We start from the raw sequence: 12,141 nt of genomic DNA, 5'->3' as shown, positions 1-12,141 counted from the left end.
GAGACGAGGAGATTCCGATGACACAGCCCAGGATCCTGGTGACCGGCGCGACGGGAAAGGTCGGCGGCGCGGTGGTGGCCCAACTGTATGCGGCGGGCGTGCCTGTACGGGCGCTGGTGCGAGGGGAGGCGGACTTCCCTGAGGGCGTGCGGGCGGTGCGCGGCGATCTCGGTGATCCCGCGTCGCTGGGCCCGGCACTGGAGGGCGTCGATACGGTCTTCCTGGTGTGGCCGTTCCTGAGCGCCGAGGGTGCGTCGGACGTGATCGACGTGATCGGGAAGCACGCTCGACGGGTGGTGTACCTGTCGTCCGCCGGGGTCGGGAACGAGCAGGAGGAGCCCGGCGAGGCGATCACCATGTTCCACACGGAGCTGGAGCGGCTGATCGAGGCATCGGGCCTGGAGTGGACGGCGCTGCGGCCCACCGGGTTCGCGAGCAACACGCTGGGCTGGGCGGAGGAGATCCGCACCACCGGTGCGGTGCGGGCGCCGCTGGCAAGGCTGGCCCGCCCGCTGATCCACGAGGCGGACATGGCCGCGGTCGCCGTTCAGGCACTGACGACCGATGCCCTGCTCGGCGCCCGCCCCCTGCTCACCGGCCCCGAACTGGTCACCCAGGAACGGCAGTTGGCGCTGATCGGCGACGCGATCGGGCGCCCGCTGCGGTTCGAGGAGATCACGTTGGAGGCGGCCGCCGAGCAGATGAGGGCCGCCGGTTACCCGGCGGAGCTGGTGGAGGCCATAGTTCCGGCCCAGGCGGAGATGCTCGCCCATCCAGAGCCGGTCAACGATGAAGTGGAGCGCATCACGGGCACCCCGGCCCGTACCTTCCAGGAGTGGGCGGTGGACCACGCGGCGGACTTCCGCTGAGGGGGGCGTCCGTACGCGCGGGAACGGATGCTGGAGCGGCCGTCGGGGTCCCGAACCCGTACAACCCATCGGTACGACTTCACGTACTGCTCCGCGACGGCCACGGACTGTGACCCTCCTCGCGTGAATCAGAAAACTCCACTCCCGTCCCGGCGGGAGCCACGTGAACGCTTCTACCGGCGCGAACGCCAGTCCGTGCCCCAGGCCCGCGCCTTCGCGCGTACCGCGCTGAACGGCTGGGGGATCCATGACCGGGCGTACGAAATCGCGCTCTGCGTCAGCGAGTTGACGACGAACGCGCTGCTGCACGGCGTGCCGCCCGGGCGCGGGTTCCTGCTGTGCCTGAGCCACGACGGCGGCGTACTGAGGATCGAGCTGCACGACAGCGGCGGCGGCTGGCCCATGCCCGGCACGGACGTCGGCGGGGACGGTGACGCCGAGTCGGGGCGCGGCCTGCTGCTCGTGGCCGCCCTCGCCGACAAGTGGGGCGTGGTGGAACGCGACCCCGGCAAGATCGTGTGGTGCGAGTTCGTCACGGACGTGCCCGGTGTCAGCGGGCGAACTTCTCGACGGCCGCGGGGGTGACCGGGGTGAAGAAGTTCACCAGGTTGCCGTCGGGGTCGCGGAAGAGCAGTGACCGGTTGCCCCAGGGCATGGTCGTGGGCTCCTTGACGAACTCGGGGACGACGCCGGTCAGGTTCTCGTACACGCGGTCCACGTCGTCGACGAGGAACTCGATGATCACGCTGTGGTTGTCGGCCGGGCGGGATGAGCCCGGCGCGAACAGCGGGACGGTGCGGGTGCTCGCGATGGCCAGGGTCGCGCTGGCGGTCCTGAGTTCGGCGAAGTCCTCGGTGGACCAGGTCGCGGGGGTGCCGGTGGCCTTCTCGTAGAACTCGACGAGGCGGGCGACGTCGCCGGTGATGATCCGGATCGAGACGAAGTCCATGGTGTTCTCCCTGGGCGTGCGGAGGGCGGTGTGTTCGGTGCACTTCGCACGCTAGAACATATAGTGGACAGATTCGGTCCAGTATTCGTGTTCGCGGGAGGGCTCGCACCATGTCCAGAACCACCGGCCGCGTGCTGACCCTCCTGGAACTGCTGCAGTCGGGCGGCACCCGGACGATGGGGGAGCTCGCCGACCGGCTCGGCGTCGACGGGCGCACCGTGCGGCGGTACGTGGAGCAGCTGATCGAGCTCGACGTACCCGTCGAGGCGGTGCGCGGGCGCTACGGCGGCTACCGCCTCGGCCCCGGCTACCGCCTGCCCCCGCTCATGCTCAGCGACGACGAGGCGCTCGCCGTGCTGCTCGGCCTCGTCGCGGGACGCCGGGCGGGACTGACGACCGCGACGGCCACGGCGGGCGAGACGGCGGCGGCCAAGATCCGGCGGGTGCTGCCCGCGCACCTCGCCCACCGGCTCGACACGGTCCTGGAAGCGCTCGCCTTCACGGAACCCTCCGGCGAGTTCGCCGCCCCCGACGCCGAGGTCCTGCTCGCCGTCGCCGACGCGGTACGGCACCGCAGGCCGGTCTCGATCAGGTACACGGACCGCGAAGGGCGGTGCGGCGACCGCGTGCTGCATCCCTATGGGGTCGTGTCGCACGCGGGACGGTGGTACGTCACCGGCGAGGACCCCGGGGTCGGTGAGGACCGCACCTTCCGGCTCGACCGCGTCACGGGCGCCAGGGCCCTGCCCGGTTCCTTCGACGAGCCCGCGGGGCCGGACCCGGCGCGGCGCGTCCTGTCCGGATTCGCCACGGCGGCGTACCGGTACGAGGTGACCTTGCGGATCCACGGGACGGTCGGGCAGATCAGGGCCCGGCTCCCGGCGAGCGTCGCGGAGCTCGCGTCCGGGGCGGGCGCGGACCCCGGGGCGGAGTGCTGGCGGCTCGTCGAACTGCGGGCGGAGCGGCTCGACTGGCTGCCGCCCGTACTCGCCTCCCTCGACCGCCCGTTCACCATCGAACGCCCCGACGAACTGCGCGACCTCGTCGTAGAGTTCGCCGACCGCCTCGCGGCCCGCGCCCGGGGCGCCGCGACCGACCGGAGTGAGCCGGGACAGCGGGAGGGGCGGGAGTGAACCAGCCACTCCCGCCCCCACCGTGCTGATGGGACCGATCAGCTCAGGAGCTCCACCTCCGCGAGCGTCCCCTTACCGTCCGGCACGAGCCGATAGTGCGCGTACGTGCCCGGCTTGTCCACCGTGAAGACCCGGGTCTGCTTGTCCCAGGCGAAGGACTCACCGGAGCGCTTGTCCAGCTCCTTCCACTCCTCGCCGTCCTTCGCCCCCTGGAGGACCCAGCCGCGCGGCGCCTTCGCCTTGTCGGTGGACGACGTCAGCGTGTACTGCACCGCCTTGGTCGCCTTGCCGACGGGGAGCTCGATCGCCGAGCCCGAAGTGGCGTCCGTGGCCGAGGAGTCGTCGAAGAGCGCGCCCTCGCCCTTGAGGACGTCCTTCCTCGGCGACGGCACCTTGTCGTCCTGGGTGACCGACGTCGGCTGGGCGTTCTTGCCCGAGCCCCACGCCGACGGCTTCGGGCCCATGTCGAACTCCAGGACGCCGCCGTTGGCTATCAGCTTGTGCGGGAGCGCGGTCGACGTCCACTTCTTGCCGTTGACCTTGAGACCCTGGACGTAGATGTTCTTCGCGCTGTTCTTCGGCGCCTTGACGACCAGGTCGCGGCCGTTGTCCAGGTGGACCGTCATCTTGGTGAACTGCGGCGAGCCGATCGCGTATTCACCGCTGCCCATCACCAGCGGGTAGAAGCCGAGCGAGGAGAAGAGGTACCAGCCCGACTGCTCGCCGTTGTCCTCGTCGCCGTGGTAACCCTGGCCGATCTCGCTGCCGGTGTAGAGGCGGGAGAGGACCTCGCGGACCTTCTCCTGCGTCTTCCACGGCTGCCCGGCCGCGTCGTACATGTACGACGCGTGGTGGGCGACCTGGTTGGAGTGGCCGTACATGCCCATGCGGACGTCACGCGCCTCCGTCATCTCGTGGATGACGCCTCCGTAGGAACCCGCGAACTCGGCGGAGCCGGTCTCCGGAGTGGCGAAGTACGTGTCGAGCTTGTCGCCGAGACCCTTGCGGCCGCCGTACAGATTGGCCAGGCCGCGGGAGTCCTGCGGGGCGGTGAAGGCATAGCCCCAGGCGTTGGTCTCCGTGTAGTCGTGGCCCCACACGCGCGGGTCGAACTTCTCCGAGGGGACGCGCCACACGCCCTTGCCGTCCTTGCCCTGGAAGAAGCCGGGCTTCGTGCCCGCGCCCGCCGCCTTGTCGTCGAAGAGGTTCACGTAGTCACGGGCACGGTTGAGGAAGTACGCGGCCTCCTCCTTGTAGCGCTTCTTGCCCGTCTTCTTGAAGAGGGCGTCGCCCATGCGGGAGATGCCGTAGTCGTTGAGGTAGCCCTCAAGCGCCCAGGAGAGACCCTCGTGGGTCTCGCTCGGGGTGTAGCCGAGGAACGGGGACTTCTCCATGCCCTTGCGGCCGACGCCCGCACTCGACGGCACGACCGTCGCGTTCTTCACCGCCGCGTCGTACGCCGCCTCGGCGTCGAACTTCACGCCCTTGACGTACGCGTCGGCGAACGCGACGTCCGACGAGGTGCCCGTCATCAGGTCCGCGTAGCCCGGCGACGACCAGCGCGAGGTCCAGCCGCCGTCCTTGTACTGCTGCACGAAGCCGTCGACCAGCTCGCCCGCCTTCTTGGGGGTGAGCAGGGAGTACGCGGGCCAGGTCGTGCGGTACGTGTCCCAGAAGCCGTTGTTGACGTACGGCTTGCCCTCGACGATCTTCGCGCCCGTGTGGGTCGGGGTGTCGGTCCCGGTCCCCGGCGAGAACGGCGACGCGTACTTGTAGGTCGGCTTGCCGCCCTTCGAACCGACCTTCTCGAAGCCGGAGTTGGGGTAGAGGTACAGGCGGTACAGGGACGAGTAGAGCGATGTCCGCTGGCCCTCGCTCGCGCCCTCCACCTCCACCTTGCCGAGGATGTCGTCCCACTGCCCCTGCGCGCGGTTCTTCACGCGGTCGAAGGAGGTGCCGGACGGGATCTCCTGCGCGAGGTTGTCCTTCGCCTGGTCCAGGCTGATCAGGGACGTGGCTATGCGCAGGTTGACCGTGCGGTCCTTGCCCGCGTCGAAGCGCAGGTAGCCGGTGACGTCGCCGCCACCGCCGCCCTCCAGCTTGCCGCCCGCCGTGACGTCGTCGTCGAAGACGCCGTACACGAACATGCGCGTCGCGCCCGTCGACAGGCCGGACTTGACGTCGGAGAAGCCGGAGACGGTCCCGTTCTCCTTGTCGAGGGTGAGGCCGCCCTTCTCCGAGACGTTGTCGAAGATCACGCTCGTGTCGTCACCGGGGAAGGTGAACCTCATCATCGCGGCGTGGTCGGTCGGCGCCATCTCGGTCTTGAGGCCGTTCTCGAACGTCACGCCGTAGTAGTGCGGGCGCGCCGTCTCCTTCTCGTGCTTGAACGGCAGCGCCCGCTTGGTGCGCGACGCGCTCGGGGTGTCCTTGTCGACCGACGGCATCACCTGGAACGTCTGCCGGTCGCCCATCCACGGGCTCGGCTCGTGGCTCGCGCTGAACGCCTGGATCGTCGGCAGGTTGTCGTCGTTGTTGCCGCGCGCGTAGTCGTAAAGCCAGCTCAGGGAGCCCGCGTTGGTCACCGGGGTCCAGAAGTTGAAGCCGTGCGGGACCGCGGTGGCGGGGAAGGTGTTGCCGCGCGAGAAGCCGCCGCTGGAGTTGGTGCCGCGGGTCGTGTCGGCGTAGTCGGAGGGGTGCGCCTTCGGCTTCGCGGGCGCCTTCTCCTTCAGGGACACGTCGTCGAGCCAGCCGCGGAACTTCGCGGGACCCTTGGGGGAGTCGTACGCGAGCAGCACCCGGTCGACGGTCTTGCCGCCCGCGACCTGTCCGATGCGCGCCTCGATGTTGTTCCACTGGTTGACGTAGAGCGCCTTGGAGGAGCCCTGGCCCTGCGGGGTCAGCGGGAAGCCGTGCTGGTCGACGGCCTTGAGGTCGCTGAGGTAGGTGCCGTCGGTGAAGGCGAGGTCCACGGAGACGTTCGTGGCCGCGTAGTCGAGGTCGCCCTCGGCCATGGAGGGGAAGACGCGGTAGCCGAGCTCGGTGTCGCGACCGACCTTCACATCGACGTCGAAGACCTTGTTGTACGAGTAGCCGCGTCCTTCCGCCTTGTGGCTGCCCGCGTAGCGCAGTGCGTGCTTCCCGGTGAAACCGGCACGCGACTTCGCGGTGGGGGAGCCGCTCGGGCCGCGGTCCACCAGGCTGAGCATGTCCTCGGGGGCGGGGGCCTCCGTGCCGCCCACCGACAGCTGGACGTCGGCGAGTTGGAGGGCGTCGTCGGCGCCGTTGTTCGCGGTGACGTCGAGGCGGTAGTGGGCGTACGGCTCCTCGTTCTCGAAGTCGTACTTCTTCGTTTTGTGGCGGCCGTCGAAGGTCTCGCCCTTGCGCTCGTCGAGGACCTTCCAGTCCTTGCCGTCGGTGGAACCCTTCAGGGTCCAGTCCTTCGGGTCGCGCTCGGCGTGGTCGTTGGCCGAGGTCAGCGCGTACGTCACGACCTTCGCGGGCTCGTCCAGGTCGAACTCGGCCCAGCCGTCCTTCGTGAACGTCAGCCACTTGCTGGTGGCTTCGCCGTCGACGAGGTTCGCCGCGACCTCGCCCGAGCCGGTGTTCTCGCCGCTCGCCCGGACCTCGGTGACGTGGTCGTTCACACTCCCGGGCAGGCCCGAGCTGAACGCGCCGTTCACGCCCGCGGCCTTCTTCTTGCCGTCCGGTCCCGTCTCGACGGTGTTCAGCCAGTCCGGCTGGGCCTCACCCTCCTCGAAGGACGACACGAACTGCCGGTCGGCCCGAGGCTTTTGCTCCGGCCCGGCGACGGCGGCCCCTTGTGCCCCCACGACGAGCGCGAGCCCCAGCGCTCCGGCGCCCGCGGCTGAACGGTGGTGTCTATATCGAGGTCTACGTGCCCTGTGCGGCATCCCCGAGCCCTCCCCTTGCAAGTTGGACAACGTTGTCACGAGCAGTGCGCAAGGTCTAGTAGGGCGTCAAGTGGCTTGTGGTGTCAAGGTTGTTGCCGAGGGCGGCGGGGGCCGGGGGCCGGGGGCGGCTGGGGGCTGGCTTCGTGTGCGGGTCGGCGTGGGCTGGGCGCGCGGTTCCTCGCGCCCCTATGGGCGGCCGCCTGTGCGTCTCCGTAGGGGTGGGCCCTGTCGGGGGTGCGGGGAGCTGCGTGAGCGGCCATGGTGTGCCCGCAGGGAAAGGTCGACCCCCGCACAAGGGGCCCACCCGGCGCGGACGCACAAGCCTCCCGTATCCGCGAGGTCTCAACTCGGACAAGCCTGCAGACCAAACGTGTATTCGATCTTGCCCAGTTAAGTGCGAGTGGACTATACCTGTCGGCATTCGCCCGGCCGTTGGCCTGAGTCCTGGAGAGAGCGAGGACTTGAGCGTGACTCCACCCACGACTGAAGCCGCGGGCTTTCTGCGACGGCGGCTAAGTCTCCGCGCAGAGGGCCAGCCCGGCCCTGTGCAAGACGTTCAATGCGCCTGCGTGGTCCGCGTTCGCGACGAACCCGCAGGAGACGCATGCGAACTTCGCTTGGGTGGTGCGGTTCTCCTTCGCGACGTGCCCGCAAACGGGGCAGGTGCGGGAGGTGTCGCGGGCATCCACCGGGATCAGTCGGCGACCGGCACTCTCAGCCTTGCTCGCCGGAATCCTGAGGAACTGTCCCCAACCCACGTCCAGAATGCTGCGGTTCAGACCGGCTTTGGCGGCGGCCCCGTTCGGCAGGAAGCTGCCTTCTCGGTCGGGATCCGGCCTGGGCGAGGGTCTCTTGGTCATGCCCGCTGTGTTCAGCTGCTCGTGCCCGATCACATCGTGCGAGATGATCAGTGTGTTCGCGGTCTTGTGGTGGTGGTCCAGCCGCTGACGTCGGATCTTCGCGTGCAGCTGGGCGACCTTCCGGGCTGCTGCTCTGCGCTTCTTCGTGCGGCGGCGGGTGCGCTGGGGGAAGGTGCTGAGGTGCCGCTGAGCCTCGGCGAGTTGGTCCATCGTCGACTGCAGGAACCGCGGGTTCTCTTCGTAGTTGCCGTTGGAGTCGGTGAAGAAGCGCGTCGTGCCCAAGTCGACCCCAACCATGGAGTTGGTGGCGGGCAGAGGTTCGGCAGGGACGTCGTCGCAGGCAAGGACTACGAACCAGCGTCGACCCTCACGCTTGATGCTGATGGTCTTGACCCGGCCACGCACAGGCCGGTGTTGGAGCACCCGTACGTGCCCCACGCCTTGCAGTCGTACGCGAGTCAACCGGTCGTGCGGGGTCGAGTCCCAGCGGCAGCCGTCACCATTCTTGGGGAACTCGACGGTGTCGAAGTGGCCCGCGCCCTTGAAACGTGGGTACCCGGGGTTGTCCCCGGACTTGATCCGCCGGAAGAACGCCGCGAAGGCGGTGTTGAGGCGCCGCAGGGTGGCCTGCTGGCTGGAGAAGGACCAGCGGCCCTGATGTTCCGGGTCGAACGCCCGGATCTCTTTGAGCTGGGCGGACTGCTGTCCGTACTGGATCGAGGTCTTCGAGCCGTGCCGCCAGGCGTCCCGACGCTCCTGCAACGCCGCGTTGTACAGCGAGCAGTGGTCCTTGAGCATGCTCCGGAGCGTCTGTTCCTGGCGCGCCGTCGGTCGCATCAGGAACCTGTAGCTACGACGCACGGCCGTTCACCCCCTTTCGATTGCGCAGCCTAGATGCCGCCACTGACATCCGTGTCGATCCGTAACGAAAGCCGAGGGCAGAGTAGTGGGATCCACCAGCGTCAACCGTCGTGAGGTCATGAAGAGGGCGGCGGCCGCCGGGCTGCTCGCGGTGCCTGCTGTCGGGCTGCTCAGTTCCTGCGCCAGCGGAGGCGGCGACGAGAACAAGGCCGAGAAGGGCGAGAAGTCCAAGAAGAATCCGCTCGGCGTGAAGACGGACGCGGGGCTCACGGTCTACATCTTCAACGGCGGATACGGCGACAAGTACGCCCAGTTCGTCACGGACATGTACGCCAAGAAGTACCCCAAGGCCGAGCCGGACCAGAAGGCCACCGAGAAGATCGCCACCCAGGTCCAGCCGAAGCTCGTCCGCGGCAAGCCCACGGCGGACGTCGTCAACAACTCCGGCGCCGACGAGATGAACATCGGCAAGCTGGTGCACAACAAGCAGGTCGCCGACCTCGGCGAGGTGCTCGACGCGCCCTCGTGGGACGACCCGAAGGTCACCGTGCGCGAGACCCTGGTGCCGATCGTCGAGGAGATGGGCCGCTTCGGCGGCAAGCCGTGCTACCAGCTCAACATCGCGCTGACGGTGTACGGGAACTGGTACTCCAAGAAGCTCCTTGAGCAGGGCCTCGACTCGGAGTATCCCAAGACCTGGGACGCCATGCTCGCGGTCTGCAAGAAGGCCAAGGCCAAGGGCATCCACGGCTGGAGCTACCCCGGAGGACACCCGCGCTACATGTTCTTCAGCATGTACGCGATGTTCGCCCAGCGCGGCGGCCGTGACGTCATCACGGCGATGGACTACCTGGAGCCGACCGCCTGGAAGAACGACGCCGTCAAGGACGTCTTCGAGGCGTGGGAGGAACTGGTCGCCAAGAAGTACGTGCTGACCGGCTTCGACGGCACCGAGGCGCACACCGAGATGCAGACCGCCTGGACGAAGGAGGGCAAGTGCGTCTTCGTGCCCGACGGTTCCTGGGTGGAGAACGAGGCGAAGGACACCACGCCCAAGGACTTCGAGATGACGGTGGGCGCGACCCCGTCGCTCGACTCCGGCGACAAGATGCCCTTCGGCACGCTCTACGCCCCGGCCGGTGAGCCGTTCATCGTCCCGGCCAAGGCCGAGAACCGCCAGGGCGGCCTGGAGTGGATGCGGATGATGTACAGCAAGGAAGCCGCCCTCAACCTCTTCAAGGAGGTCGGCTCGCTGCCCGTCGTCAAGGGCGCCATCGACGGCCAGCAACTGCCGTCGGGTACGGCGAGCGCGAAGGCGGCCATCGAGGCGGCGGGCGACAACATCGTCATCCCCAAGTTCTTCGACTGGTACAACGAACTGTTCCGCGAGGACTTCAACAACATGATCCACAAGTTCATGCAGGGCCAGATCGGCGCCAAGCAGGCGATGGACACCATGCAGAAGGCCTCGGACCGGATCCTCAAGGACCCCGACATCACCAAGATCAAGAAGGCCTGACCGGGCGGGCGGGGCTGAGCACCGTGAAGACCGACACCCGGGTGGGCGATTCCCCACCTCGTAAGAAGCAGGCGGATCCCAGGCCCGGGCCGAGGCCGGTGAACGGGCTGTTGTTCGGCCTGGCCATCGTGCTGCCGCCCCGATTCACGCCCGAACGCGTCCGCTACGACCGGCGCTACCGCACGCTCGACAAGTACCGCTTCATCGTGGGCTTCCTCGCCGTGCCGCTCGCGTTCTACGCGCTGTTCGTGATCTCGCCCTTCCTCCAGGCGATCTACTACTCGTTCACCGACTGGTCCGGCGGTCCGGTCGCGAACTTCATCGGGTTCGACAACTACCGCAAGATGTGGAACGACGACCGGTTCTGGGACTCCCTGCGGGTCAGCACCCTGCTCCTGGTCGTCGCGCCGGTCGTCACCCTCGTCCTCGGCATGTTCTTCGCCTACATGATCACCTCGGGCGGCCGGCACCGCAGGGGACGGGCCATCGCGGGCGTCGCGGGATCCTCGCTCTACAAGGTCGTCTACTTCTTCCCGCAGGTCCTGTCCGTCGCCATCATCGCCGTGGTGTGGGGGCGCGTCTTCAACACCAACAGCGGCCTGATCAACGGCGGCCTCGACAAGATCGGCATCAACGGACCCGCCTGGCTCGGCGGCGACGAGACACTCGGCCTGATCTCGCTGCTCATCGTGATCAGTTGGAGCTTCGTCGGCTTCTACGTCGTGCTGTTCTCCGCGGCGATGGGCTCGGTCCCCCAGGACATCTACGAGGCCGCGCTCCTGGACGGCGCGGGCCGCGCCCGCACCTTCTTCAGCGTCACCCTGCCGCTGATCTGGGACGCGGTGCGCACCGGCTGGATCTACATGGGCATCCAGGCGCTCGACACCTTCGCGATCTGCCTGGTCATGGTGCCCCCGCACGTACTGAAGGTGACCCCGGTCTTCCTCTACGAACGGTTCAGGGACGGCCAGTACGGCTACGCCACGTCCATCGGCGTCGTCCTTCTCGTCCTGAGCATGGCGTTCTCGCTGATCGTCATGCGGGTCGGGAACCGCGACCGGATCGAATACTGAGACCGCGGGAGCCGCAGCATCATGACCACGACCTCCACCACCGCGCCCCGCCCGAGCACCTCCGCCGCGCCACGCCGCGAGAAGGAGACGGGCGGCGCGCTGAACGTCTTCTCGCACGCCTTCCTCGTCCTGTGGGTGATCCTCGCCGCCGGGCCGCTGATCTGGGTCGCGCTCACCGCGTTCCGCCCCTCGGCCGAGATCCTCAGCGACCCGATGGGCTGGCCCTCCTCCTTCCACTGGGAGAACTTCAGCAACGCGTGGAACAAGGCCAATATCGGCCAGTACACGCTCAACTCGCTGATCATCCTGGCGGGTTCGCTGACCGGCACCATGCTGCTCGGCTCGATGGCGGCGTACGTCATCGCCCGCTTCACCTTCCCGGGCAACCGCGTCATCTTCATGCTCTTCGCGGGCGGCATGATGTTCCCGGTCATCCTCGCCCTGGTGCCGCTCTTCGCGGTCATGGAGAACTTCGGCCTCCTGGACACCAGGCCGGGCCTGATGATCGCCTACATCGCGTACTCCCTGCCCTTCACGACGTTCTTCCTGACCTCCTTCTTCCGTACGCTGCCCACCGGCGTCCAGGAAGCGGCCATGGTCGACGGGGCCTCGCACACCCGGACCTTCTTCCAGATCATGCTGCCGATGGCCAAGCCGGGCCTGGTCAGCATCGGCATCTTCAACTTCCTCGGCCAGTGGAACCAGTACCTGCTTCCGCTGCTCCTCAACAACGAGGACGAGAAGAGCTACGTGCTGCCCCAAGGGCTCGCGTCGCTGGCCGTCTCGCAGGGTTACCGGGGCGACTGGGGCGCGCTCTTCGCGGGCCTGACGATCGCGATGGTGCCGGTGCTCGTGGTGTACGCCGTCTTCCAGCGGCAGGTTCAGGCCGGTCTGACCGCGGGGGCCATCAAGTGAGCCCGGACGTGCGGTATTTCAGCTTGGCCACGAAAGTGGTCTAGGCCT

At 68.1% G+C, this 12,141-nt stretch carries 9 protein-coding genes; 6 read left to right on the top strand and 3 right to left on the bottom strand.

Annotated features, from left to right (window positions below; all coding sequences use genetic code 11):
• Window positions 1–17 precede the first annotated feature (17 nt).
• The gene (locus CP970_RS10060; protein ID WP_055552472.1) at window positions 18–869 is read left to right on the top strand and encodes an NAD(P)H-binding protein; all 852 of its coding nucleotides are present in this window, start codon (window positions 18–20) and stop codon (window positions 867–869) included.
• Window positions 870–992: 123 nt separating this feature from the next.
• A complete protein-coding gene (locus CP970_RS10055; protein WP_055552474.1) occupies window positions 993–1,454 on the top strand; it encodes an ATP-binding protein in 462 nt (153 codons plus the stop codon).
• On the opposite strand, the gene CP970_RS10050 is transcribed toward CP970_RS10055, so the two are convergent.
• Window positions 1,420–1,818: a VOC family protein gene (locus CP970_RS10050; protein WP_055552476.1), complete on the bottom strand. Its 399-nt coding sequence runs from the start codon at window positions 1,816–1,818 to the stop codon at window positions 1,420–1,422. The genes CP970_RS10055 and CP970_RS10050 overlap by 35 nt on opposite strands.
• Window positions 1,819–1,928: 110 nt before the next feature.
• On the opposite strand from CP970_RS10050, the gene CP970_RS10045 reads away from it, so the two are divergent.
• On the top strand, window positions 1,929–2,951 hold the full coding sequence (locus CP970_RS10045) for a helix-turn-helix transcriptional regulator (protein WP_055552478.1): 1,023 nt from the start codon (window positions 1,929–1,931) through the stop codon (window positions 2,949–2,951).
• A gap of 38 nt (window positions 2,952–2,989) precedes the next feature.
• Here CP970_RS10045 and CP970_RS10040 read toward each other — a convergent pair whose 3' ends face one another.
• Together CP970_RS10040 and CP970_RS10035 are read right to left on the bottom strand one after the other, a co-directional pair.
• Complete coding sequence (locus CP970_RS10040; RefSeq protein ID WP_150493205.1) at window positions 2,990–6,865, bottom strand: GH92 family glycosyl hydrolase; 3,876 nt, start codon at window positions 6,863–6,865, stop codon at window positions 2,990–2,992.
• A 512-nt stretch (window positions 6,866–7,377) separates the two neighbouring features.
• A complete protein-coding gene (locus CP970_RS10035; RefSeq protein WP_055553038.1) occupies window positions 7,378–8,586 on the bottom strand; it encodes an RNA-guided endonuclease InsQ/TnpB family protein in 1,209 nt (402 codons plus the stop codon).
• Window positions 8,587–8,671: 85 nt separating this feature from the next.
• Here CP970_RS10035 and ngcE point away from each other — a divergent pair, with 85 nt between their 5' ends.
• The 3 genes from ngcE (at window position 8,672) to CP970_RS10020 (ending at window position 12,093) form a co-directional block, all read left to right on the top strand.
• Window positions 8,672–10,105, top strand: coding sequence for an N-acetylglucosamine/diacetylchitobiose ABC transporter substrate-binding protein (ngcE, locus tag CP970_RS10030; protein ID WP_055553037.1), 1,434 nt, complete (start codon window positions 8,672–8,674; stop codon window positions 10,103–10,105).
• A 131-nt stretch (window positions 10,106–10,236) separates the two neighbouring features.
• The gene (locus tag CP970_RS10025; protein WP_055553041.1) at window positions 10,237–11,178 is read left to right on the top strand and encodes a carbohydrate ABC transporter permease; all 942 of its coding nucleotides are present in this window, start codon (window positions 10,237–10,239) and stop codon (window positions 11,176–11,178) included.
• A 21-nt stretch (window positions 11,179–11,199) separates the two neighbouring features.
• The gene (locus tag CP970_RS10020; RefSeq protein ID WP_055553036.1) at window positions 11,200–12,093 is read left to right on the top strand and encodes a carbohydrate ABC transporter permease; all 894 of its coding nucleotides are present in this window, start codon (window positions 11,200–11,202) and stop codon (window positions 12,091–12,093) included.
• The last annotated feature ends 48 nt before the right edge of the window (window positions 12,094–12,141 follow it).

This window comes from Streptomyces kanamyceticus (assembly GCF_008704495.1).
Taxonomy (GTDB): domain Bacteria; phylum Actinomycetota; class Actinomycetes; order Streptomycetales; family Streptomycetaceae; genus Streptomyces; species Streptomyces kanamyceticus.
This window is presented reverse-complemented; position numbering and strand designations above follow the sequence as displayed.